Source organism: Winogradskyella vidalii (assembly GCF_013403955.1).
GTDB lineage: Bacteria > Bacteroidota > Bacteroidia > Flavobacteriales > Flavobacteriaceae > Winogradskyella > Winogradskyella vidalii.
The window spans coordinates 1085600-1110886 of sequence record NZ_JABFDG010000001.1; the positions used below are offsets into that span (position 1 = coordinate 1085600).

The following is a 25287-nucleotide window of genomic DNA, read 5'->3' on the forward strand; positions in this document are numbered from 1 at the left end:
TATAATGGCTTCAGGATTTTTTGCATTATTCGATGATATCGCGGCTTTGATGGACGACGTTGCAGCAATGACCAAAATAACGACTAAAAAAACCGCAGGCATACTAGGGGATGATTTAGCTGTAAATGCAGAAAAAGCTTCAGGGTTTATGTCCTCTCGTGAAATTCCTGTGTTATGGGCCATTACAAAAGGTTCATTTTTAAACAAGTTGATTATTTTGCCTTTGGCTTTTTTGTTAAGTGCATTTATTCCTTGGGCAGTTATTGTGATTTTGGTACTTGGGGGTTTGTATTTATCTTATGAAGGTGCCGAAAAAATATATGAGTTTTTTGTGCCACATCCTAAAGAAGTTATAACAGACTTAAAAGAAGACCTTACAGAAGAAGAATTACTCGCTGCAGAAAAAACCAAAATTAAATCAGCTATTGTTACCGATTTTATTCTCTCTGTAGAAATTGTGATTATAGCTTTAGGAGCTGTAGTTGGAGAACCTTTGCTGACTCAAATTATAGTGGTGACTATCGTAGCTTTGATTGCTACAGTTGGTGTTTATGGCATTGTTGCTTTGATTGTGAGAATGGATGACTTTGGTTTAAAGCTCATCAGGAAAAGTAATGGTAATAAAGGAATTTTATTTTCTATTGGAACATTTTTAGTTTGGGCACTACCTATGGTTATTAAAAGTTTATCGGTTATAGGAACCATTGCTTTAATATTAGTTGCTGGTGGTATTTTTGTTCATAATATAGATTTTATTCACCATTTACTAGAATCACTTCCATCTCTATTGGGGCATGTTATTGCTGGTTTAGTGATAGGTGCTTTATGTTTAATTGTGGTAAAAGTATTTAAAATGTTGATTTTTGGAAAAAAAATAAAGCATTAACAAAATTTAATTGTTAATTTGTGCGTACTTGTTGATTTTTAATTGGTTAATAGCAAACCCTAATTTCTAAAACGAATATTAAAAATGAAAAAGTTCAAATTAACAGGATTATTAAAAGTGTTTACTTTTTTAATTCTAATTCAGTTTGCTATTGGTTTAGCTGATGTTTTCTTGGCACAGTCTAATAGTGATTTAGCATCTATAACATCTATATTAATTACAATTTGTAGTTATCCAATTGGATTAATTAATAGTAATTTGCCTTTTTATGTTTCTGAAGACCTGTTTATGGTTGGATTGTATTGGGTAATTAACGTGATTATTCAAGCGATTTTTCTGTACTTAATTTTAATTGTACTTAGAAAAATGAATGAAAGTAGTTAATTAATGTTTTAACTGATTTATCTTAAACTATCTGATTATTTTAGTCTTAAAATTCCAATTTCTTTTTGCGTAACTCAAAATTCTGACCTAAGTAGACTTTACGAACCATTTCGTCACTTGCTAATTCTTCTGGTTTACCTGCTTTTAAGATATTACCTTCAAACATTAGGTAGGTTCTGTCAGTGATAGCTAAGGTTTCCTGTACGTTATGATCGGTAATTAAAATGCCAATATTTTTCTTGGTTAATTTGGCTACAATACGTTGAATATCCTCAACAGCAACCGGGTCAACACCAGCAAAGGGTTCATCTAAGAGAATAAAACTTGGATCTGTTGCTAAAGCACGTGCAATTTCGGTTCTTCGTCGTTCGCCACCAGAAAGTAAATCACCTCTACTTTTTCTTATATGCCCTAAACCAAACTCCTCAATTAACGACTCCATTTTTTCGTGTTGTGCTTTCTTGCTCAACTTTGTCAGTTGGAGTACACTTAAAATATTATCTTCAATGCTTAATTTTCTAAAAACAGAAGCTTCTTGAGCTAAATAACCAATACCGTTCTGTGCACGTTTGTACATGGGATACTTGGTAATGTTCGTGTCATCTAAAAAGATATTTCCACCATTAGGCTTAATGATTCCAACAATCATATAAAAAGAGGTGGTTTTTCCGGCGCCATTAGGACCTAATAAACCAACAATCTCACCTTGATTAACTTCAAGAGAGACATTTTTTACCACTTTTCGTCCACTGTAGGACTTCATCAAATTTTCTGCTCGTAACTTCATATACTTGGTATGAACGCTAAAATTAATAAAATCATATAGAAACTATTCGTTTTAATATTCATTTATTAAAAGTTTAACCTTGTAATATATCTTAAAATGAGTTTGTAATAGTTTTAAAGAATTTCTAAATAATCAAAAAAGAAATATAGCTTTAATTAGAGGTCTTGCTTAGCACTATGCTCTTCAATTGCTTCCCAATATTCATGGGCGCGTCTTAAATGTGGAATAACAATAGTACCTCCAATTAAGGTAGCAATGCCAAGGGCTTCACTTATTTCTGCTTTTGTTAAACCTTCTTTATGAGAGGATTCTAAATGGTATTTTACACAGTCGTCACAACGTAAAACGGTTGAGGCTACTAGTCCAAGTAATTCTTTGGTTTTTTTATCTAATGCACCTTCTTGAAAAGCATTAGTATCGAGATTAAATATTCGTTTTACAACTTTATTATTGTCGGCTAATATTTTATCATTCATTTTAGCACGATAGGTATTAAATTCCTCTACAATATCAGACATAATTTAAGGCTTAACTTTAGGTTTTTTGTTTTCTTTTGCTGTTTTTCTAGCTTGATTTCTTACCACAACGGCAGAGATATAGATGCTTACTTGGTACAATATTAAAATGGGGATGGCCACAATAACTTGACTGGCAATATCTGGTGGTGTTATTACCGCAGATACTATTAATACGATGACTAATGCAAATTTCCGGTATTTTCTTAAAATTTGTGGTGTTACTAAACCTACTTTGGTTAAAAAGTAGATGATGATAGGGAGTTCAAACACAAAACCTGAAGCAATTGCAGATGACCTTACAATGGCGATAACAGAACTCACATCAAATTCATTTGAAATTTGATCACTAATTTGATAGTTGGCTAAAAAATTAATAGATAGTGGCGTAATAATATAATAACCAAAAAGTACCCCTAAAAAGAACAATAATGAAGCAATAACGATAAAACCTCTTGAGCTTTTACGTTCGTTAGATTTTAATCCTGGACTAATAAAACTCCAAAGTTGGTATAACACATAGGGAAATGAAATAATAAAACCAGCATAAATAGATGTCCATATGTGCGCAGAGAACTGACCTGCAACGGTTCTGTTTTGAATGATAAAAGGAAATTTTTCAGCACAAAATGTCGTGTCATTCATACCTATAAGCTGAGACATTTTGCATAGTCCTTCATAGGTAGGGAAACTCATGTGTGTTGGTCCAAAAATAATGACATCAAAAATAAACTTCTTAAATATAAATGCTAAAATTCCTGCAATTACAATACCTAAGGTTGCTCTAATTAAATGCCATCTTAAATCTTCGAGATGGTCCAGAAAAGACATCTCATTCATTTGTTTTTTTGCCATTATATAATGCCTTCTTTTATTAAATCGTGAAGATGAACTACTCCAGAATACTTACCATCATGCTCTACTAATAACTGAGAAATGCCAAACTCTTCCATAACTTCTTTAGCATCAACGGCCATAGCATCTTCTTCAATACGTCTTGGATTATTACTCATAATATCCTTAGCTTTTATTGCGGAGAGGTCATCACTTTTACTCAACATACGTCTTAAATCACCATCTGTAATAATCCCAATAATTTCGTTGTTTTCTACAACCGCAGTTACACCGAGCATTTTTTCCGTAATTTCTACAATCACTTCTTTTAATGAGGCTTCTAGACTGACTTGTGGTTTTTCATTTTGAGATGATAAATCATTCACTCTTAAATATAAACGCTTACCAAGTGCGCCTCCTGGATGGTATTTTGCAAAATCGTTACTAGAAAAACCACGTAAATCTAAGAGACATATTGCTAAAGCATCTCCCATTACGAGTTGTGCTGTGGTGCTAGTTGTTGGTGCTAAATTATTCGGACAAGCTTCTTGAGAGACATAAGCATTCAAAACATAATCAGCTTGCTGACCTAAAAAGGAGTCTTTATTGCCTGTAATAGCAATCATTTTGTTTTTTGCATTCTTAATTAAAGGGACTAAAACTTTAATTTCTGGTGTATTTCCACTTTTCGAAATACAAATTACGACATCGTTTTCAAGAATTAATCCTAGGTCACCATGAATCGCATCTGCTGCATGCATAAAAACGGCTGGAGTGCCCGTAGAATTTAGCGTTGCGACGATTTTGTTTGCTATAATTGCACTCTTACCAATTCCAGTAATAATGACACGGCCAGTGGACTTATAAATGAGTTCTACAGCATCAGCAAAATCTTCCGTTAGTATTTCTGATAAATTATATATAGCTTTACTTTCTAATTTTATCGTTGCTTTTGCAATTTTTAAAATGGCTTCTTTACTTTTACTGTTCAAAACTTATGATTTATTGAGTTTTTTAAATTTAAAGAAATTGTTATCTTTAAAGATGTTGCAAATGTATATAAAATACCAATAGGGATTAATGAGTATTGCAGAAATTGACTTACACGCCGCTTTAAAAAAGCACTTTGGATTTTCAGGATTTAAAGGTCTTCAAGAAGAAGTAATTAAGAACGTCGTAGCCGGTAATAACACGTTTGTTATTATGCCAACTGGTGGCGGAAAATCGTTATGTTATCAACTACCAGCGTTGATTAAAGAGGGAACTGCCATTGTAGTGTCGCCTTTAATTGCACTGATGAAAAACCAAGTTGACGCCATAAGGGCGGTGTCTGAACATGAAGGCGTCGCACATGTTTTAAATTCTTCACTGAATAAAACAGAAGTAAAACGTGTAAAAGACGATATTACTAATGGTATAACAAAACTACTTTATGTTGCACCAGAATCGCTGACTAAAGAAGAGTATGTTGACTTTTTAAGAACGGTCAAAATATCTTTTATGGCGGTAGATGAAGCTCACTGTATTAGTGAGTGGGGTCACGATTTTAGACCCGAATACAGAAATCTTAAGACTATTATAAAACGTATAGGAGATGATATTCCTATTGTTGGGCTAACCGCTACCGCTACACCTAAAGTACAAGAGGATATTTTAAAGAGTTTGGGAATGCCCAAAGCCATAACCTTTAAAGCGTCATTTAATAGACCTAATCTTTACTATGAGGTACGTCCTAAAACTAAAAATGTAGATTCTGATATTATTCGTTTTGTAAAACAGAATGAAGGGAAATCAGGGATTATCTACTGTTTAAGTCGAAAGCGGGTTGAAGAATTGGCACAAGTCCTTCAGGTTAATGGGGTTAAAGCCGTACCTTATCACGCTGGTCTCGATGCTAAAACTAGAGTGAAGCATCAGGATATGTTTTTAATGGAAGATACCGATGTTGTAGTCGCAACTATTGCCTTTGGGATGGGAATTGATAAACCTGATGTGCGTTTTGTAATTCATCACGATATTCCTAAAAGTATAGAAAGTTACTACCAAGAAACTGGTAGAGCAGGTCGTGATGGTGGCGAAGGCCATTGTTTGGCTTATTATGCTTATAAAGATATTGAGAAGCTTGAAAAGTTTATGGCAGGAAAACCTGTTGCAGAACAAGAAATTGGACATGCACTTTTACAGGAAGTTGTGGCTTTTGCAGAAACGTCAGTATCTCGACGTAAATTTATTTTGCATTATTTTGGAGAAGAATTTGATACCGAAACCGGTGAAGGCGGTGATATGGATGATAATGTACGTCATCCTAAAAAGCAAGTTGAAGCTAAAGATGATGTTAAGATTCTTTTAGATACCGTAAAAAGAACTAATGAAAAGTATAAGTCTAAAGATTTAGTACAGGTACTTGTCGGTAATTCAAATGCGCTGATAACATCGCATAAAACAGATACTCAAGACTTTTTTGGAATAGGTAAAGCTAAAGATAAACGCTATTGGATGGCGCTTATTCGTCAAGTTTTAGTAGCAGGTTATTTAAAGAAAGATATTGAAACCTACGGTGTTTTAAGGTTGAGTCCTAAAGGTGCTGATTTCATCAATACGCCGGAATCTTTTTTAATGGCTGAAGATCACGTTTTTGACGAAAATTCTAATGATGGTATTATCACTAAAGCCAAAGGTGGCGGCGGTGTTGCAGACGAAAAATTGATGAGCATGCTTAAGGATTTACGTAAGCGAAATGCTAAAAAATTAGGAGTGCCTCCTTTTGTTATTTTTCAGGACCCGTCATTAGAAGATATGGCTTTAAAATATCCTGTTTCTATAGTAGAATTATCAAATGTTCATGGTGTTGGAGAAAGTAAAGCTAAAAAATATGGTAAAGATTTTGTAGGCTTAATTGCAGACTATGTTGAAGATAACGATATAATGAGACCAGATGATATGGTGGTAAAATCTACAGGGACCAACTCGGCTTTAAAATTATACATCATTCAAAATGTTGACCGAAAATTACCTTTAAGCGATATTGCCTCTTCTAAAGGGATGGAAATGAATACCTTTATTAAAGAAATGGAATCTATTGTGTTTTCAGGAACGAAGCTAAATATTAGCTACTGGCTCGATGATATCTTAGATGAAGATCAACAGGAAGAGATTCACGATTATTTTATGGAGACTGAAAGTGATAAAATTTCCGATGCAATTGAAGAGTTTGATGGCGAATACGACGATGAAGAATTACGCTTATACCGTATAAAATTTATGAGTGAGGTGGCTAACTAGATCTTATTCCTCAGTCTTTGTTTTTAATTAAATAATCTACGTCAGTTTGAGTGAGTTACATACCATTTAAACTGACGAACTCATTTTTATTATTCTTCTTCATCAGTAGCATCAATAACAACGTATTTACTAAACAAAATATCGTGTTTTTTTACTTTAAGCTGAATGCTTCTAAGTGTTGCATTCTCTAGATGTTTCACATCACTTTCTTCAATCTGAAAATCAATTTTAGTCACATTTCGACCTTTAATATCAGAGTTTTCAGATTCAAATTCGGGCATATCTGAATTTAAGTTTAATTTAAAATCATCTCCAATAAAAGCTAGTGTGGCACCAGTTTTAGACTTAACAGATAATTGGCCTACAATAACCGTTTGGAAGAAGAAATAACCGCCCAATTCATTCAATCCAGCATAAAGGACATTACTTTCAGAAACACCAAAAGGTTTGTTTTCTACATCATTTATAATCGCTTCAATAGTGTCACCAGTTGAGGTTTTTTCAGAAGTCTTAGAACCGAAGAGTTTTGATAAAAATGCCATGTCATATTTTTTTCAAAACTAAACTTATTAATTCAAACAGCAAATTATTGAATTCCTGTATGCCATTTTCTATCATTTTGTTTAATAAGTATCAAATCTTAAATCTAAATTCGTAATTCGTAAATCATTGACTATCTTTGCAGCCTTAAACAAAATAAAACACAATGCAAGACGGTTTATACGCAAAATTCAACACTTCAAAAGGTGAAATATTAGTGAATTTAGAGTTTGAAAAAACTCCAGGAACAGTTGGAAATTTTGTGGCTTTAGCAGAAGGGAATTTAGAAAACTCGGCTAAACCTCAAGGTAATCCATATTATGATGGTTTAAAGTTTCATAGAGTGATTCCAGATTTTATGATTCAAGGAGGCTGTCCACAAGGAACAGGAAGCGGAAATCCTGGTTATAAATTTGATGATGAATTTCATCCTGATTTAAAACATGATGGTCCTGGTGTTTTAGCTATGGCTAACGCAGGTCCTGGGACTAACGGAAGTCAATTTTACATTACACACATTGCAACCGATTGGTTAGATAATAAACATACTGTATTTGGAAATGTTGTTGAAGGACAAGATATTGTAGATGCTATTGCTCAAGGTGATATTATTGAAAGTCTTGAGATTATAAGACAAGGTGATGCTGCAGAAAAGTTTAATGCTATTGAGGCGTTTAGAACTTTTGAAGGATCTCGCGAAAAGCGTATCGCTGCAGAACGTGAAGCTGCACGAGCAGAATTAGATAAATTAGCTGCAGGTTTTGAAGAAACGGCATCTGGTTTACGTTACAAAATCATTCAAAAAGGTGAAGGTAAAAAAGCAGAAAAAGGACAAATGGTTTCTGTGCATTACAAAGGGCAATTAGCTGACGGCACTGTTTTTGATTCTTCGTACAAAAGAAATTCACCTCTAGATTTCCAAGTTGGTGTTGGTCAGGTAATCTCTGGTTGGGATGAAGGTATCTGTTTATTGAGTGTTGGTGACAAAGCACGTTTCGTTATTCCTAGTGATTTAGCTTACGGTGCAGCAGGAGCAGGTGGCGTAATTCCTCCAAATGCAACTTTGATTTTTGATGTAGAATTAATGGGAACTAAATAAGTTTAATTGATAGACTTACATATTTAATACAAAAACCTCTTGAAATATTTTAAGAGGTTTTTTTATAGTCATTATTTATGGTTTTGGTATATATAAAAAAAGTGAACCTTTTAAAGTTCACTTTAATGTAATTTAATCTAAAGTTTTCAATTATGCGGTTTGCATCTGGTGCTTACCTTCATAAATCTCTTCAATTAATTTAGAATTAAATGCTGGTAAATCATCTGGTGTTCGGCTTGTTACTAAGCCTTCATCAACAACTACTTCGCTGTCTTCCCATTTTGCCCCGGCATTAACCATATCGCGTTTTATAGAACTAAACGATGTTATTTTTCTACCACTCAATACATCAGCTTCTGCTAATAATTGTGGTGCGTGGCATATGGCACCTACAGGCTTCTTGTTTGCAAAAAAGGACTTTATAAATCTAATACCGTCTTCATTTCGTCTTAAGGTATCCGGATTTATCACGCCACCTGGTAGCACAAGCGCATCGTAGTTTTCTTGAGATGCTTCACTGATAGTTTTATCTACATCATAACTATTACTCCAGTCACCATTGGCCCAAGATTTAATTGTTCCAGATTTTTCTGAAATGATATGCACATCTGCATTGGCATTTTTTAACGCATCTAAAGGCGATTTTAATTCACTTTCTTCAAATCCATTGGTTGCTAATATGGCAACTTTCTTTCTATTTAAATTTTCCATTATATGATTTATGTTTTTTCATTAATAATTCGATTCAACTTCAAGATAAAGAATACTTAGGGGTTCAGCGAATTTGAAAGGACTCTTAACTTGGATTTAGTAGTTCTTGTTAAATGAATAGGTGTTAGTGTTAAAAGCTAGAAATTGTGTTAAAATGACTAGAGAGGAACAGTGAAATCTTAGATTTATAAACTTTTATTAAGCTTATTTTTCAAACTGAACTGAGACATTCATTTTTTTAGATTTGTAAAATCTTGTTTTGTAGATATTTAATTCGATATGAAGTATAAAAACTAATTTTTAATAGTCTATGCATTCACTATTGATTAATTTTATTGAAATTAAAAAAAACAAACTTATATGAAACAACTATTACTCAGTTTATTACTTGTATTTGGCTTCGCTAATATACTTTTGGCACAAGAATACATTACACCAGATTTAGGAGAAACTTATACTTTGGATGATTTAGTTATTGAAACTCCGGCAACCATGTCTGTATCAGGAACTACTTATACCTTAATAGACGATCTTACAATTTCAGCAACGGATACATTTCTTATAGACTCTGATGCGACTTTAAAAATTGGTGCAGATATACGCATTACCGTTTTGGGAACCTTTAGTGTAGATTCAGACGCTGTAACTTTTACAGCAATTGATCCAGCTACACCTTATGATGGTTTTCGCTTTGAAGAGTTTTCGGAAATTAATATTCAAAATTCAACCATAGAATATGGCGGTGGATTGCGAGTACTTACCGAAACTTTTACGATTAATAATTGTTTGATAACCAATAATGTTGCAGGTGTGGCTACAGGCAGCGTTATTGCATTGTCTAGAGGTATGGCTCAAATTACTAATAATACAATTAGTTTTAATGATACGCCAGCTATTAGTTCTGGCGCTACTAACGAAGTGTCGCCGTATATTTTTAATAATTATATTGAAGGTAACAACCAAGCAAATGCTAACCGTCCTCAAATAAATATGGGAATCACTTTAGTTGATGACCCTATTCAAATTATTCAAAATACAATAATAGGTGATCGCAGTTTAGATCAAGCTGGAGGTATTGGGTTATCTAATTTTTTTGGTGGTGTTATCAATGCCGTAATCGAAGATAATATTATTAGAGATAACCGTTATGGTATTGCTATACTTGGTGATGATGTTTCTGCTAACGTTACAAATAATATTATTGAAGACAATGACACCCAAGGAAATCCAAATCTTGGTGGAAGTGGTATTTCTTTAAATGCAACTTCAGAAGGCAATATTGTAGTAGCAAGTGGCAATTCTATTCGTAGAAATTTATGGGGAATTACCCTTCAAGGAGAATCATCTATAAATTTAGGAGATGATATTGATAATGTTGGACAAAATGTATTTTCAGAAAATGGTAATGGCGGTTTTACTTATGCATTATTCAATAACACAGATAACGCCATAACCGCATTACATAATTGTTGGGATGAAGCTAATGCTCCAATTACTTTAGCAGATGCTGAAGCTGTAATCTCTCATCAAAATGATAATGCTACATTAGGACTGGTGACATTTGACCCTGTTGATTGTGGTTTTTTAAGTGTAGAAGATCTCGCTTTAGTTGATATTACCATTTATCCTAACCCTACGAGTGGCCAAGTGATTTTGGATAATAATAAATCATTTAAGCAAATGAATGTGTATAGTATTGACGGTAAGCTCATGCTGCAGAAAACACTTCAGATAGGAACTAATGAAATGAATCTTGATTTGAATTCTGGTATGTATGTATTAGAATTAAATGGAGACAATACTAAGGCTGTTAAAAAGCTGATTGTTAAATAATCGTTTTATTGAAAAAGAAAAATGAAAAAGAGGCTGTCTGAAAAGGCAGTCTCTTTTGTTGTTTTAAAAGTTTTTATAGTTTACTAATAGCAATTCGCTAAATGTGAACTAGAAACATCAAGAACCATGTTGTTTAAGTCGGAATAAGTTCCATTTTCTATTCCTGGGTCGTCTTTATTAGGTTTGTGTAAAAGTCTTAACATCAATTGTACACAACCACTATTACCTGTGGTTAAGGTGAAATTAGTGCCAATAGGTTTATTGTTAATATCAAAAGGACTGGCATATGCTATTTGAATATTAGAAGCTTCCGTAGGAGAGAAGATAAATATATGATCAGTACCTTCATTAATTATTTCTGAAGTTAAATCTTCAGGTGGACTCACATTTTCGTTGAGTAATTGCACCGAACAATTGTAAGTCATATTGGCGACAAAAGCGCCAGTAACATCGTCTTCTCCTGAATGCTGATTACCGTTCCATCCATCTTGGTCATACTTATATAAAACAATAGGTTCTAAACTAGTGTCTGTTGGTGTCATGGTGACGATGGAAGTGGTAATGAATTCAATCTCATTTACAGTTTCACTATCATCATTTCTGTCATCACTACTACAAGCTGAAAGTATTATTATTGAAGTGAAGAGGAATACATTTCTAAATAAAGATGGCATATGTAAGTTGATTTGAGTGTTTTTGAAATGGTATTTTTAAGTTTATAACAGAACCAAAATGCTACCCGTTTTAATCTTGTGTTGAATCTGACTTTTTGTAGGTAGAATGCTCAATGTTTTTTTGCTTTAAAATCGCATAAAATTTTCGTGGTGAAATTTTTAAATCCTTAGTGATTTCACTGACTTTTTTTTGCCCTTTTTTATAGTATTTTAAATTTTCAGTTACTTTTTTGTTGAAATAGTAATCTTTCAGTTTTTCAATAACCTGTAATTCGGTTAAATTAGCTTCCTCAGCGTAACTTTGTAAATCGGTTTTTAATTTCGATAATTTTGTTTTCATATTTGCGCTTTTTTTTAGGTTGAACATCAAATTAATTTGATGCTAACTTGTTTCTGGTTTGGTTGAATGGTTTGTGCTTTTAAGTTACAAAATAATTTAAAATAATAAAATGCTCTTTGTAAGTGTATTATATCTTAGTAGTTACTGTAGATGCCATAGAATAGGAAAAACCGTTAGCGTTACTACTTGATTTTTTAGTTATTTTCTCAACCAACCTAAAATTTTATTGTTGTCAATTTTCCATTTTTCCGCTTTATTAATCAAGTTGTATTTTTCTCTTGAATTTCCAAAAGGGCCAGGGTTTTGTTGAATAATTTCTATTTCTTTTTCGGTTACTTTAGAAACAATTGCTACATGGCCGTATTTATTGAGCAATGTGCCCTGGTAAACGACTAAATCATTGACTTTTGGTTTCGATTGACTAGGATTTGTGAATTGCGTTAAATTTCGCTGTTTATTTTTGTTACCATCATTTAAGTTTTGATCAAAAAAATCTTTTGCATGACCATAACTATTTGGCATTTTATGATGTAGAGCTTCATAGTAATATCGTTTTACAAATTCGACACATTGATATTTTAAGCCGATGTTATAACCATCATCAGTTAATTGCCGACCGTCAACATGTCCTACGCCACCGTTATAATAAACAGCAACACCATTTAGTTGGTCTATTTTTTGTCCGACTTCATATTTCGGATTGAGATTAATTTTTTTAGATATAAAAAATCCAACGAGACATAATATAAGTACTCCGAAAAGGCGTAAAATTCTTTTTTTCAATTTATTTGAAGTGTTTTTCGTGATTTTCTGAATAAGGATACCTTAAAAAAAATGTTTTTACTTACTTTTTTGCAAAATCAAACTTAATTGTTTTCCAAATACAGCAGAAATGCCAGCAGCTAAACCACCAATAGCGCCTGTAAGCAGCATTAAAATATAAGAACTGCCACCTAAAGGTAAAAGAATAGCGATACGTTTTGCTAAGGTAAAGTCGTTAGCATTACTCAATATAAAACTATAGGTAAACCATAAGATTAGGATGGCTAAAAATGGTATAAAAAATACAGCTGCTTTTTTTAGAGGAATAAAAAGAGCGGTCGCTGAAGCTGCTGCCATTATTGACCACCAAGGTAAAACGAATGATAAACCATAGGCTAATAAAAGTGTTACTATAAAATTAATAATATTTTTATTCATTATTTAATTGGTGTTAAGGTTTGTGTACCAATAATAACATCGGTTGCGTTATCATTTTGTAAAAAATTGAGATTGTGATATTTTCCTTCGGCCCAATCGTCTATAAAATTGTCGTAGTATTTACTCCCTGGGTTACCCGATTGTCCGCCAGGGTAAATGCCTAAAGCGGTAGGAGGTGAGGTCATTTCTACAATCATTCGCCATGACGGCCCCCAATTTTCGGACGTTGCATTTACGATATTTTTACCACCGCCAATCGGGATATCAAATCTAGAAAAAGCAGGTAAGCCCTGAAGTAAATGTCCTGCGAAAGTACCTTTGTAATTCACCCAATTAAGGCTGCCGTTTTCGGTTTTCCAATTGTTGAGGTCTTCTACGGCTTTGCTAAAGCTAAGATGAAATAAATCTTTTGCTGTTTCTTGCTTTGGAGTGTCTACAATATCCATAAAGGCATCGTCACCATTATTTTTTAATAAATAAATGGTCTGATAAGTAAAAGGTGAATCTACAGCTGTGTTTTCAATATCAAATTCATCCCAAACCATATCGTACAACACATCCCACCAGGCTTTCCAAATACTTGGACCGATTTCTTCCATATCATTATTGTACGTCCATTTTTTAGCCATCTCAAAAATCGCTTTTTCTTCGGGGGTTAGTGTAGAACTATCCATGGTGTTTAGCATGTAAGGCATTAGTTCTGCGGCTTTAAGATTGTAGTTGTTATTGTGTAAATCTTTAAAATCTTGAACGCTAAATTTTTCTTTAGACTTAAAAAAATCATTAATCACACGGTTTCTGTAAGTTTCATAACCATCATTATAAACAAAATAAGGGTAAGCTTCATCTACGGGCGATTGATTAGCGGAACTTACAAAACCACGTTCTGGATTTTTAGTATGGGCATTAAATTCTTGCGGAATAAAACTTTGCCAATCGTTTTCTGGTAGACTTCCGTCCATGACAAATTTCCCTTGGCCTTCCCATTTATTAGGAAACTGACCTTGCACCCAAATAGCAATATCACCTTCAGTAGAAGCAAATACAAAATTTTGTGCAGGAGCAACCCAGTTTTTTAATGCAGCAACATAGTCATCATAGTTTTTGGCTTTATTCATTTCGGTAAAGGTTTTTTGACCATTACCTGGAATATGACCGGTCCAACGCATGGCATAACCCGCCAATGCTTTGTCTGATTTAAAATTTTTGTCATACACTACAGGGCCATGATGGGTGTAAAGCACCGAATCTTTATAGGTTGGTTGCCCTTTAATTTTAATCTCCTCCACTCTAACCGAAACATCTTTCCATTGGTTATCAAATTTGTACTGGGTACGGTCGTCGTTAAATTCAATTTTATACCAATCAATAACATCTCTTGTGGCATTAGTTTCTCCCCAAGAAATATGTTCATTAAATCCCGAAATTACAGCTAATGCTCCCGGTAATGTGGCGCCAAAAGCATTATGATCCGGAGTACTCAACTGCATTACAAACCAAATGGAAGGTAGATTGAGACCTAAATGTGGGTCGTTAGCTAAAATTGCATTTCCAGAAGTTGATTTTTGTTTTGAAACAGCCCAGTTATTACTCCCATAATTAGGGTCTGGTTTATCTATAGTTTCTGAGATAGAGTCTAAAACGGGTGTGTTAAAAGGATTTTCTGTTTGTGGGACGTCAATAAAACTCCAATCTGTTTCTTTAGGAATAATAGGATCTGTTTTATCGAAGAATTCAGGAAATAATAAATCGAAGCGTTCTTGGCCAAATAAACGTAGCGCATTAGTGTTTTCCATGTCTTCATCACCACCAGCCAACATTTTGGTCATATACATTAATAGTAAGGCTGTTTTCTTAGGGGTCCAAACTTCAGGTTGGTAGTCGAGCAACTTATATTCAACGGGGTAATCTTTAGGGGCTAATTGTGAAATATAACTATTTACACCCTCTGCGTAGGCCTCTACTAAAGCCATCACTTCTTTATCTTTAGCCATTTTTTTTAGAGTTTGCTCTGCACCATAACCCATGCCTCGCCTACGTTCTTGTTTGTCGTAATCTAAGGCAGCTTCACCAATGATTTCTGATAGGCGACCAGCAGCTGCAAAGGTCTGAAACTCCATTTGCCAAAGACGATGTTTAGCCGTAATATAGCCTTGTGCTCGATATAAATCCAAATCGTTTTGTGCAAATAAGTGCGGAATTAACTCAGCATCATAGTGTACGGAGACCTTTTCTTGTAATTCAGGAATCGTGATATTTCCCGAAATGGATTCGTCCGTTTCATTTTGCCAGACACCCGTGTAAGGGTTTAAAAATTTTCCGATAGGCGGTATGGAACCAAATTTAGTGTTGAGTGCATAAAACATACCTATCATTAATATGAAAGATAGTGTCAGTTTGAAATACTTCATGAAATAGAATTATAGTCGGACTTAAAAATAGGAAAATATAAACTAAGGTTAGATATGATTCATACGAATTAAATCACACGGCGATACAATGAGTTTGCATAGCGCTTCATAAAAAAATATCACGCAAATCCGCAAAGTCGCAAAGTCGCAAAGAAAAATAAGGCTAGTAACTAAATTTTAATATTTTCTCACTAACCACCAATCACTAGCAAAAAAAACTACCGAAGTATTAACTTCTTAACCACTTCTTTTCTAAGTGATTCATTAAGCATTTTTATGATTTTTTCGGTACCGTAGCTTAATTCTTCACGTAATACACTAGAGCTGAGTTGTACATAGAGTGTTTCGTGTTTTAATTCTATAGCTGTAGTGTAATTATTGACACCATTTCCCATTAAATTTGCCCAAGCTTCACGCACATCTACCTTGTCTAAACCCGATTGTAAATTGTTGGTTTGGACGAATTCTTTTAAAATATCTTCAATAGGTTGATTGTCGTTCTTTCGTTTTGCCATAATCATTGCCGCCAAAGCGGTCATCTTTTTTTATTATTCTAAATCTAATTTTATTGGAACATAGCGTTTATAAAGATACACATTTTCATCTTCATTAATCACGCGAAGCTGTTCTGAAGTGGCCTCCAATACGGTTTCTTTCCAATTAGCATAAGGCGTCGTATAATACATATTTAATTGGTTGTCTTCAATTTTTAATTGAATGTTTTCCGCATCTTCAGACGTAAAATAAGTGTCATTAATTCCTGGTTTTAGTTTTTTTCTATACCCCTTTAAACTATCATTAACACTGATGTAGTCTATAGTTTCGTTGAACTTATACTCTTTTTTACTGCCATCTGCCATGGTGACTTCTTGTATTTCCCAATAGCCTTCTAAATGCTGGATATAGTTTTCTGGGTTTTTAGAGCAGCTAAGAACTAACAGTCCAATAGCAACTATAAGCGTAGATTTCCAACGGAAGAAATTACGGGAAGTTGTTGTGCGTCGTGCTTTCATCTCTTAAAGTTTAAAAATTTTATAGGATTGATGGGTTTGCTTTATCACATCTTCAGTACGTTCAGCATGAGTGTCGCTGATGAAAATTTGACCAAAGTGCTCATCATCAACCAGATTCATAATCTGTGCCACACGGTTTTCATCTAACTTATCAAAAATATCATCTAAAAGTAATATAGGGGCAACACCACTTTGCTGTTTTATAAAGTCGAATTGTGCCAACTTTAAGGCTATTAAAAACGATTTTTGTTGCCCTTGACTTCCAAATTTCTTAATTGGAAATTCGTCAATCAAAAACACCAAGTCATCTTTATGGGTGCCAACGCTTGTGTACTGTAAGCCTTTGTCCTTATTAATGTTTCTGTTTAATAATTCTTTTAATTCCGTATCAAACAAATCACTTTTATAAGTAAGGTTGATAGCTTCTTTACTTTGGCTAATGGCTTCGTAGCGCGATTTAAATATAGGGATGAAAGTCTTTAGGAATGCATCTCGTTTCTTAAAAATTTCACTTCCAAAGGTGTGTAATTGGTCATTGTATATTGCAAGTGTATCGGCATTAAAGGTATTGTTTAATGCAAAATATTTTAATAAAGCGTTACGTTGCGCTAATACCTTATTATAACTGATAAGTTCTGTTAGGTAGGTTTTATCACTTTGTGAAATTACACTATCTATAAACTTACGCCGTGTATCACTACCTTCTATAATTAAATCGCGATCTGCAGGCGAAATTATAACTAAAGGAATAAAGCCAATATGCTCACTGAATTTTTCGTAAGCCTTACTGTTTCGTTTAATAACCTTTTTTTGTCCACGCTTTAGGGAAACAATAATTTTTTCGTCACGGTCATTTTTAGTGAAATTTCCATCAACAACAAAAAACTCAGCATTATGATTAATATTTTGAACAGCGATAGGGTTAAAGTAACTTTTTCCGAAAGCTAAATGGTAAATGGCGTCTAATGCATTTGTTTTTCCGATGCCATTTGCACCAACAAAACAGTTGATTTTGACGTCGAAATCGAAAACCTGACTTTCAAAATTTTTATAATTAACTAAAGATAGTGTGTTTAGATTCATGAAAAGCGAAAAATTTGCTTGATTTTACTGAAGTAGCAAAGCTTTTAGACTTGTAAATAATTATTCAAAAATAACAAATAAATAGGCTTTTAAATCCCAATAAAAATTTTATTTTTGCGCACGCACAAAATGACAAGTTATGGCAACGTATAAGAAAAGAGGCTACAAACCAAAAACTAAAAAAGAGAAGGAAGAAATTGTTGAAGATGATTCAACAACAGCTGAGGTATTTAATTCCTTAGATGAAGGTGCTTCCCGAACTGAAGAATGGGTTGTAAGAAACCAAAAATATATTATTGGTGTCGTTGCTGCGATAGCTGTAGTAGTTTTAGGTTATTTAGGTTACAATAAAATTGTAGCAGAACCACAGCAAAAAGAGGCAATGAACGAAATGTACATGGCTAAAAAATATTTTGATGATGCTGTTAATGGTATATCATCAGACTCACTTTATAGAATGTCTTTAGAAGGTGGTGAAGGAAAGTACGGTATGCTCGATATTATTAATGAGTATGGCGGAACACCTGCAGCCAATTTGGCTAACTATTATGCTGGTATGGCATATTTAAATCTAAGAGATTACCAAAATGCTGTAACGCATTTAAGCGATTTTTCTAGTGATGATAAAATGCTAGACCCTATTGCTAAAGGTGCTATTGGAGATGCTTTTGTTCAATTAGAGCAGCCAGAAGAAGCTTTAGGTTATTATGAAAATGCTTTTAAAGCAGATGTAAACGAATTTACAACGCCTCTATATTTAATGAAGGCGGCAAGAATCGCGATTAGTTTAGACCAAAATAGTAAAGCTCTAGGTTATTTAGAGCGTATTAAAACTGAATTTTCTTCATCTAATGAAGCTGGAGATGCTGATGTTTTAATTGGAAAAGTAGAAGCAAGCTTGTAAAATATGGCAACCGAAAATCATAATTTATCAGAATACGATAAAGCATCAATCCCAAACGCGAAAGACTTTCGGTTTGGGATTGTTGTTTCAGAATGGAATGACACTATTACCGAAGGCTTATATAAAGGTGCCAAAGAAGCGCTTTTAGATTGTGGTGCTATAGAGGATCATATTGTACGTTGGAATGTACCTGGTAGTTTTGAGCTTATTTATGGCTGTAAAAAAATGCAGCAACCTAAAATATTTGATGCTATTATCGCTATAGGTTCTGTAATACAAGGAGAAACAAAACATTTCGATTTTGTTTGCGAAGGTGTTACACAAGGCATTAAAGATTTAAATATCATCAATGATACACCGGTCATTTTCTGTGTGCTTACAGATAATAATATTCAGCAATCTATTGACCGCTCTGGTGGTAAACACGGTAATAAAGGGACAGAAGCTGCAGTGGCTGCAATTAAGATGGCTTTTTTAAATAAGCAGTAAGCAGTTGTTTCCATTTTTATAACCTTTTCAGTTGTACTGTCTTGGTATAATTGACGTTTAATTTTGCCAGTGCCTACAAACTCTGGCATTCTTTTTGTTTATAATTTTAAGGAATCCTTAAGTGATTTTTCCTTGTATTTTCTTTACTTTTGAGTTTACACGGAATGGATTTGAAATAATCTAACAATTCAAATTAGTGTTCATTTAAAATTCATTAAGTAGTAGTAATCAAGTTTAATTTAGAGGTTAATTGTTTAAGCAAAGAAAAAATAAACGTTTTACATACAAACCACGCTTTCAGGATTCCGAAGAAACAAAGTTAAAAGATGGTTTAGAGTCAAAATGGAGTGAAGTTAAAGGCACATCAAAACGTAGTGGGAGCCAATTAAACACTTTAGTGGTTTTAGTTGTGATGTTATTTTCAATTTTTATTTTGTATTATATTCTCGAAGGCTATATTAAATAAGGATATTATGGGATTATTGAAAACGAAAAAAAATAGAAAGTATAATTATAAACCACGTTATTATAAAGGTGAAGGGAGTCCTTATGAGCTTAAACATAAATTTGATGATTATAGAACAACAGTAAATCCTGCCAAAGGATTTAAAGGAAAATTAAACGCAGCTTTAGATGATTATAAGCATAATCAGGATGATAATGTTAATAAGCGTGTTTTAATAATCGTAGCAATTTTAGTATTGTTGTTTTTGTTTATTATTGGTTTCGACCTTACTATTTTCTTTCCCAAAAACTAATGTCAGATATTATTCAACTTTTACCCGACCATGTTGCCAATCAAATTGCAGCAGGTGAGGTGGTTCAGCGTCCAGCTTCAGTAGTTAAAGAATTACTAGAAAATGCTATAGATGCCAATGCGACTGAAATAAAACTTATTATTAAAGATGCTGGTAAAACGCTAGTTCAAGTTATTGATAACGGCAAGGGGATGAGTGTTACCGATGCCAGACTCAGCTTTGAGCGTCATGCCACTTCAAAAATCCAGGCAGCTGAAGATTTATTTCAATTAAATACAAAAGGCTTTAGAGGTGAGGCATTAGCAAGTATTGCTGCAATTGCACATGTGGAGTTAAAAACTAAACAAGGTGAAGACGATTTAGGCACAACCATTGTTATAGAAGGCAGTGAGGTGAAATCTCAAGAAGTTACCGTAACACCAACAGGAACATCCGTTTCGGTGAAGCATTTGTTTTTTAATATTCCCGCGCGACGAAATTTCTTAAAATCAGATACCGTAGAATTGCGTCATATCACAGATGAGTTTCATCGTGTTGCTTTAGCGCATCCCAATATTGGTTTTTCCTTTTATCATAATGGTAGTGATTTGTTTAATGTGCCACAAGAGAACTACAGACAGCGTGTTGTTCATATTTTTGGGACAAAGACTAACGAGAAATTAGTACCTGTTGAAGAAGAAACAGAGGTTTTAAAAATTTCAGGATTTGTAGGTAAGCCTACATTTTCTAAAAAAACAAAATCGGAACAGTTCTTTTTTGTCAATCAACGTTTTATAAAAAGTCCTTATCTAAACCATGCTATAAAATCGGCTTTTGAAGGCTTGTTGAAGGATGGATATCATCCGAGTTATTTTCTAAATCTTACGGTGGATCCAAAATCCATAGATATTAATATTCACCCAACAAAAACAGAGATTAAATTTGATGATGAGCATACACTTTATGCCATATTGCGTTCAGCTGTAAAACATAGTTTAGGACAATTTAATATTGCTCCAGTTTTAGATTTTGAACACCAGAGTAGTTTAAATACACCTTACAATTACAAAGATAAATCTGCAGCGACTCCAGCCATTGAAGTGGATCGGAATTATAATCCATTTTCAGATGATTCTGCAGGGAAACCACAGTCTGTAAGTCGTAATACAGGATTTAAATCTGAACCTGCAGCATCTTGGGAAAGTTTGTATGTGGGCTTAGAGTCTAAGGGAAATACTGCTCAGTCTGATTTTAGTGAAGTTACTTTTGAAAGTGATTCTAAAAATGAATCCATATTTAGTGATTCATCTATAGAAACAAAAAAATCAACCTTTCAACTACAACAAAAATATATCGTTAGTACTTTAAAATCGGGGATGTTAATTATAGATCAAAATAAAGCGCATCAACGGGTTCTGTATGAAAATTTTTTAAAGCATATTACAGTTAAAGAAGCCACAAGTCAGCAATTATTATTTCCTTTGCAGTTACATTTTACACCTAACGAGACTAAAATTATTGAGGATTTAAAAACCGATTTAGAACATACCGGATTTGTGTTTTCAGAATTAAATACAAAAGAAATTATTATAACAGGAGTTCCTGTAGGTGTTCCAGAAAGTGAAGTGTCTATTATTTTAGAGCAACTGATTAGTGATGTAGAAAATGATTTGCCAGAAACTAATTTTAGTGCTGCCGACTTATTAGCTAAATCAATGGCTAAGAGTTTAGCGATTAAAAACGGGCAATCCTTAAGCAGTACAGAACAAGAACACATGGTAAACAGTTTGTTTGCATGTAAAGAACCCAATGTATCACCGACCAATAGACCCACATTTATTACGATGGCAGTTGATGATATTGAAAAAAAATTTATGTAACCTATGAGATTTAGTATAACAGATGGCGTAAAACATTTATTAATTATAAATGTTGTGATGTTCATTGGAACCGTAACTTTAGGCGATGGCGAATTGTTTAATCGGTTATTTACAATGTATTTTCCAACAAACGATTTGTTTCAACCTTGGCAAGTGGTAACACATATGTTTATGCACGGAAGTCCTGCACACTTGTTATTTAACATGTTTGCCCTTTGGATGTTTGGGACACCTGTTGAACAGCGCTTAGGCACCAAAAAGTTTCTATTTGTATATTTTTCGGCTGGTTTTGGAGCCTTGTTATTTCAGTTAGGGTATTATGCGGTCGATTATTTTTCAGCGATGCAAGTTATAGCTGATTTAAATATAGATAGTGATCTTTTACATCGTATTATGAATATTGATGCGTCTTCAGGTGATTATATTCAAGGTGAAATTCTTCATCAGAGAATGATACCTTTATTAAATGAGGCTAACTTTACGTCAACCATTTCTAATGATAGTTTTAAAGCTTTATTTGATTTGAATGTTTTAAACCGAAGTGCCATGGTTGGAGCATCAGGTTGTATAATGGGAATATTAGCAGCTTTTGGAATGATGAATCCTAATGCTGAATTAATGATGATTTTCTTACCAATTCCAATTAAAGCAAAGTATTTTATTCCTGGAATTATTTTATTAGATGTTATCTCAGCTGTCACCGGAACATCCTTCTTTAGTCCAAGTAATACCGCATATATGGCGCATGTTGGCGGTGCTGTTATTGGTTTTTTAATTATGTGGTATTGGAAAAAAAATGATATGAATAAATACCGCTGGAATTAATATGAGTACAGTTCAAGATTTAAAATATAAGTTTAATAATCTCGATGTTTTTGGTAAAATCATAGCGATTAACGTTGTGGTGTTTATTATTGCGCTCGTATTTAAATCGCTATTGCGTTTTGATATGTTCACATATTTTGAACTACCATCTGGTGCTATGGATTTTGTTTTGCAACCGTGGAGTTTAATTACTTATGGGTTTTTGCATTATGATTTATTCCATTTGATATTTAATATGTTGTTTCTCTATTATTTATCACGCATCACTACAAATTTATTTCGGACTAAAATGGTGCTCAATATTTACTTTTTGGGTATCATTTTTGGCGGGTTGGCTTATTTAGCTTTTACTAACTTAGTACCCACAGCTTTTTTTAGTGGAAGAGGTGTGCTGGTTGGTGCATCAGCAGGAGTTAGTGCCTTATTACTTTTTGTAGCAGCTTACATGCCGAATACCGAAATCCGATTGTTCAATGCTTTTAATGTCAAATGGAAACATATAGCTATAGTTTTTGTAGCCTTAGATTTAATTAGAGTGTTGTTAGGTCAGAACCAAGGCGGTTATATGGCGCATTTTGGTGGGTATATCTTAGGGTATTTATATGCTACCAAATTGATGAAAGGTACTGATATAGGTACTGGTTTTGAACGCACAATGGATACGGTTGTTGGTTGGTTTAAACCTAAATCAAATTTAAAGACAGTTCATAAAACGAAAACAAAAAGTTCAACATCTTATAAGACTAAAACTAAGTCTGATGCGTTAGATAAACAGAAGAAAATAGATGCTATTCTCGATAAAATAAGCAAGAGTGGTTATGATAGTTTATCAGCAGATGAAAAAGCATTTCTTTTTAAAGCAGGAAAAGATTAATTACAGTGAAGGGGTTAAGGTTTAGTAGTAAAATTATATTTTCAATCAATTCGTTGGTTGCATTTTTATTGCTTATTTCTTACATCTTACCCTACATTCCACCAAAAAGCTTTGCAACACTATCAGTTTTAAGTTTGGGTGTGCCTTTACTTATAATTCTCAATGTTGTCTTTTGTATATATTGGTTACTTCGAGTAAGAAAACAATTTATTTTATCTCTCGTCGTGCTATTGTTAGGTATAAACTACATTAATTCAATGTATAATTTTACTTCTACAACTAACATTGAAGATGATGCTAATTTTTCGGTGATGTCTTTTAATGTTCGGTTGTTTAATAAGTTTAATTGGATTCCTATTGATGACGTTAAATCAAAAACAGTTGAGTTTATAGAAAAGCATCAACCTGATATTCTAAGCCTTCAAGAATATCCTCGAGCAAACCCTATAAGTATAGCGGGCTACTTTAATTACAATGCAACTTATACTGAAAACGTCAAGGGGGGGCTTACGCTACTTTCTAAATTTCCAATTGTAAATTCTGGTTCACTTGAATTTGAAAACACTTACAATAATGGTATTTTTATTGATGTTGTAAAGCAAAACGATACAATTAGAGTTTATAATTTCCACTTACAATCTTCAGGAATTGAAACCGATGTAGAAAAGCTTAAAAAGGAAACTTCGGGACACTTATTTAAACAGGTAGGGTCAACATTTAAAACGCAACAAGATCAAGTAGAATTGTTTTTAGCGCATAAATCTAAAACGAATTACAGAACCATTGTTACAGGTGATTTTAATAACACCGCTTATTCTTATATCTACAAGAAAATTAAAGGGGATGATTTAAAAGATACTTTTGAAGCCGCTAGTAATGGTTTTGGGAGAACGTATGATTTTAAATTTTTTCCAATGCGAATCGATTTTATTTTAGTAGATGAAGACTTTACAGTCAATGGTTTTCAAACCTTTGATATCAAACTTTCGGATCACTATCCTATAAAAACGACTTTAAAATTACATTAACCAGCAATCTACGGTGTCCGCGATAATGTGTGCCACTAAGCCTAACCCTATAAATCGGGTTTTCTTAGAAAGTAGTAAAAGAACATATATTGCAATCGCATAGTAGGAGTGAAGCGGATGAAAATTGATGCTGCAACGGTTGGCTTCAAAAATCGGGCTAGCTAATAAATGGTCTAAATCAATCAGCATCCCTAACATCATAATGCCATATGCTTTTAGCCAATACGTTTTGTAGCATAAAATGGCAATAACTAAAGGTAAGCCAAAATGAATACCGTAATGGATAAATGATTGAAGCATAAATTCTTTACAGTGTTTGAATAATACGGGCTTGTTTCTTTAAATATAATTCTGTATTAGGACCTTCGTTAAACAATAAATCTAAAACACTAAGATTAGAAATAAAGCCATGTTTTTCTGTGAAAACTTGCGTATAAGGTTGAAGTGATTGTACTTTAAAATTACGTTTCACCAAATTTCTATAATCGGTTTTACCTGTTGGTGTTTTTTCAAAAATAGCAGTGTGTAAAGGAGAATTATCTAGCTGTAAGCATTCTGAAAGTAAATCAAAACACCCTAAATTAAAGTCTAATATATAATCGAATTGTTTTTCGAAAAGTGGCATTAAATCGTCGATATAGTATTCAAAAAAAGGAGACATGCTATAAGCCGATTGTAAGGATTTTAAATGTTGAAGTTGCCATTGTTCTTCATTAGCAATTTTTACATCCCTATAAAGCTGTCTGTTTTTCTGGGTGTAACTCACGGGAACAGTGAGTGCGAGTTTTCCATTAGCTCCATAAATTTCAGTGCGATTTCTATACGATTGTTTTTGGTAATTATCGGACACTTCAAAATAAACATCGTCTGAATTTACCATAGCCCCTATGTGTGCAATATTAGGAAAATATGTGGGGTAGATGAGACTAGTCATGTTGTAGGAAATCGATTTTTTACT

Annotated in this window: 29 protein-coding genes; 13 read left to right on the forward strand and 16 right to left on the reverse strand. The window is 33.5% G+C overall.

The window, feature by feature from the left end; translation table 11 throughout:
* Positions 1-4 precede the first annotated feature (4 nt).
* On the forward strand, positions 5-886 hold the full coding sequence (locus HM982_RS04515; RefSeq protein ID WP_179351918.1) for a DUF808 domain-containing protein: 882 nt from the start codon (positions 5-7) through the stop codon (positions 884-886).
* 84 nt (positions 887-970) lie between these two features.
* Complete coding sequence (locus HM982_RS04520; protein WP_179351919.1) at positions 971-1270, forward strand: hypothetical protein; 300 nt, start codon at positions 971-973, stop codon at positions 1268-1270.
* 46 nt (positions 1271-1316) lie between these two features.
* On the opposite strand, the gene lptB is transcribed toward HM982_RS04520, so the two are convergent.
* The 4 genes from lptB to HM982_RS04540 form a co-directional block, all read right to left on the reverse strand.
* Positions 1317-2057: an LPS export ABC transporter ATP-binding protein gene (gene lptB / locus HM982_RS04525; RefSeq protein ID WP_179351920.1), complete on the reverse strand. Its 741-nt coding sequence runs from the start codon at positions 2055-2057 to the stop codon at positions 1317-1319.
* Positions 2058-2212: 155 nt separating this feature from the next.
* Complete coding sequence (locus HM982_RS04530) at positions 2213-2575, reverse strand: carboxymuconolactone decarboxylase family protein (RefSeq protein WP_179351921.1); 363 nt, start codon at positions 2573-2575, stop codon at positions 2213-2215.
* A 3-nt stretch (positions 2576-2578) separates the two neighbouring features.
* Positions 2579-3427 carry a twin-arginine translocase subunit TatC gene (gene tatC / locus HM982_RS04535; protein WP_179351922.1) on the reverse strand — a complete coding sequence of 283 codons (849 nt, stop codon included), beginning with the start codon at positions 3425-3427 and terminating at the stop codon, positions 2579-2581.
* Positions 3427-4398: a KpsF/GutQ family sugar-phosphate isomerase gene (locus tag HM982_RS04540; RefSeq protein ID WP_179351923.1), complete on the reverse strand. Its 972-nt coding sequence runs from the start codon at positions 4396-4398 to the stop codon at positions 3427-3429. Before HM982_RS04540 ends, tatC begins: the two co-directional genes overlap by 1 nt.
* Positions 4399-4486: 88 nt before the next feature.
* Between HM982_RS04540 and HM982_RS04545 the strand changes: the two genes are divergently transcribed.
* Complete coding sequence (locus tag HM982_RS04545) at positions 4487-6688, forward strand: ATP-dependent DNA helicase RecQ (protein ID WP_179351924.1); 2202 nt, start codon at positions 4487-4489, stop codon at positions 6686-6688.
* An 89-nt stretch (positions 6689-6777) separates the two neighbouring features.
* Here HM982_RS04545 and HM982_RS04550 read toward each other — a convergent pair whose 3' ends face one another.
* Positions 6778-7230: a hypothetical protein gene (locus HM982_RS04550; RefSeq protein ID WP_179351925.1), complete on the reverse strand. Its 453-nt coding sequence runs from the start codon at positions 7228-7230 to the stop codon at positions 6778-6780.
* A gap of 164 nt (positions 7231-7394) precedes the next feature.
* On the opposite strand from HM982_RS04550, the gene HM982_RS04555 reads away from it, so the two are divergent.
* Positions 7395-8327 carry a peptidylprolyl isomerase gene (locus HM982_RS04555; RefSeq protein WP_179351926.1) on the forward strand — a complete coding sequence of 311 codons (933 nt, stop codon included), beginning with the start codon at positions 7395-7397 and terminating at the stop codon, positions 8325-8327.
* A gap of 150 nt (positions 8328-8477) precedes the next feature.
* Here HM982_RS04555 and HM982_RS04560 read toward each other — a convergent pair whose 3' ends face one another.
* Entirely contained in the window at positions 8478-9038 is a 561-nt protein-coding gene (locus HM982_RS04560; RefSeq protein WP_179351927.1) for a type 1 glutamine amidotransferase domain-containing protein, read from the reverse strand.
* Positions 9039-9398: 360 nt separating this feature from the next.
* On the opposite strand from HM982_RS04560, the gene HM982_RS04565 reads away from it, so the two are divergent.
* Positions 9399-10871, forward strand: a complete 1473-nt coding sequence (locus HM982_RS04565; protein WP_179351928.1) for a T9SS type A sorting domain-containing protein — start codon at positions 9399-9401, stop codon at positions 10869-10871.
* Between the two features lie 83 nt (positions 10872-10954).
* Here HM982_RS04565 and HM982_RS04570 read toward each other — a convergent pair whose 3' ends face one another.
* The 8 genes from HM982_RS04570 to recF form a co-directional block, all read right to left on the reverse strand.
* Positions 10955-11545, reverse strand: a complete 591-nt coding sequence (locus HM982_RS04570; protein ID WP_179351929.1) for a type 1 periplasmic binding fold superfamily protein — start codon at positions 11543-11545, stop codon at positions 10955-10957.
* A 70-nt stretch (positions 11546-11615) separates the two neighbouring features.
* Positions 11616-11885, reverse strand: coding sequence for a hypothetical protein (locus HM982_RS04575; RefSeq protein ID WP_179351930.1), 270 nt, complete (start codon positions 11883-11885; stop codon positions 11616-11618).
* Between the two features lie 198 nt (positions 11886-12083).
* Entirely contained in the window at positions 12084-12668 is a 585-nt protein-coding gene (locus HM982_RS04580) for a CHAP domain-containing protein (protein WP_179351931.1), read from the reverse strand.
* Positions 12669-12725: 57 nt separating this feature from the next.
* Entirely contained in the window at positions 12726-13085 is a 360-nt protein-coding gene (locus tag HM982_RS04585; protein WP_179351932.1) for a hypothetical protein, read from the reverse strand.
* The gene (locus HM982_RS04590; RefSeq protein WP_179351933.1) at positions 13085-15496 is read right to left on the reverse strand and encodes a penicillin acylase family protein; all 2412 of its coding nucleotides are present in this window, start codon (positions 15494-15496) and stop codon (positions 13085-13087) included. Before HM982_RS04590 ends, HM982_RS04585 begins: the two co-directional genes overlap by 1 nt.
* Positions 15497-15714: 218 nt before the next feature.
* On the reverse strand, positions 15715-16011 hold the full coding sequence (locus HM982_RS04595) for a DUF721 domain-containing protein (protein WP_179351934.1): 297 nt from the start codon (positions 16009-16011) through the stop codon (positions 15715-15717).
* A gap of 33 nt (positions 16012-16044) precedes the next feature.
* Positions 16045-16509, reverse strand: a complete 465-nt coding sequence (locus HM982_RS04600) for a lipocalin family protein (protein WP_179351935.1) — start codon at positions 16507-16509, stop codon at positions 16045-16047.
* Positions 16510-16512: 3 nt separating this feature from the next.
* Positions 16513-17592, reverse strand: coding sequence for a DNA replication/repair protein RecF (recF, locus tag HM982_RS04605; protein ID WP_179351936.1), 1080 nt, complete (start codon positions 17590-17592; stop codon positions 16513-16515).
* Positions 17593-17731: 139 nt separating this feature from the next.
* On the opposite strand from recF, the gene HM982_RS04610 reads away from it, so the two are divergent.
* The 8 genes from HM982_RS04610 to HM982_RS04645 all read left to right on the forward strand — a co-directional run bounded on the left by HM982_RS04610 (position 17732) and on the right by HM982_RS04645 (position 24329).
* Positions 17732-18496 (forward strand): tetratricopeptide repeat protein, encoded by a 765-nt coding sequence (locus HM982_RS04610; protein ID WP_179351937.1) that lies wholly within the window; start codon positions 17732-17734, stop codon positions 18494-18496.
* A gap of 3 nt (positions 18497-18499) precedes the next feature.
* Positions 18500-18985, forward strand: a complete 486-nt coding sequence (ribH, locus tag HM982_RS04615) for a 6,7-dimethyl-8-ribityllumazine synthase (RefSeq protein WP_179351938.1) — start codon at positions 18500-18502, stop codon at positions 18983-18985.
* Between the two features lie 250 nt (positions 18986-19235).
* On the forward strand, positions 19236-19451 hold the full coding sequence (locus HM982_RS04620; RefSeq protein WP_179351939.1) for a hypothetical protein: 216 nt from the start codon (positions 19236-19238) through the stop codon (positions 19449-19451).
* A 7-nt stretch (positions 19452-19458) separates the two neighbouring features.
* Positions 19459-19743: a riboflavin synthase subunit beta gene (locus HM982_RS04625; protein ID WP_179351940.1), complete on the forward strand. Its 285-nt coding sequence runs from the start codon at positions 19459-19461 to the stop codon at positions 19741-19743.
* Positions 19743-21602 carry a DNA mismatch repair endonuclease MutL gene (mutL, locus tag HM982_RS04630; protein WP_179351941.1) on the forward strand — a complete coding sequence of 620 codons (1860 nt, stop codon included), beginning with the start codon at positions 19743-19745 and terminating at the stop codon, positions 21600-21602. Before HM982_RS04625 ends, mutL begins: the two co-directional genes overlap by 1 nt.
* 3 nt (positions 21603-21605) lie before the next feature.
* Positions 21606-22427: a rhomboid family intramembrane serine protease gene (locus HM982_RS04635; protein ID WP_179351942.1), complete on the forward strand. Its 822-nt coding sequence runs from the start codon at positions 21606-21608 to the stop codon at positions 22425-22427.
* Position 22428: 1 nt separating this feature from the next.
* Positions 22429-23301 carry a rhomboid family protein gene (locus HM982_RS04640; protein ID WP_179351943.1) on the forward strand — a complete coding sequence of 291 codons (873 nt, stop codon included), beginning with the start codon at positions 22429-22431 and terminating at the stop codon, positions 23299-23301.
* 257 nt (positions 23302-23558) lie between these two features.
* Positions 23559-24329, forward strand: coding sequence for an endonuclease/exonuclease/phosphatase family protein (locus HM982_RS04645; RefSeq protein ID WP_246296567.1), 771 nt, complete (start codon positions 23559-23561; stop codon positions 24327-24329).
* Here HM982_RS04645 and HM982_RS04650 read toward each other — a convergent pair.
* Together HM982_RS04650 and HM982_RS04655 are read right to left on the reverse strand one after the other, a co-directional pair.
* A complete protein-coding gene (locus HM982_RS04650; RefSeq protein WP_179351945.1) occupies positions 24321-24629 on the reverse strand; it encodes a DUF6122 family protein in 309 nt (102 codons plus the stop codon). The genes HM982_RS04645 and HM982_RS04650 overlap by 9 nt on opposite strands.
* Positions 24630-24636: 7 nt before the next feature.
* On the reverse strand, positions 24637-25263 hold the full coding sequence (locus HM982_RS04655; protein WP_179351946.1) for a WbqC family protein: 627 nt from the start codon (positions 25261-25263) through the stop codon (positions 24637-24639).
* Positions 25264-25287: the final 24 nt, after the last annotated feature.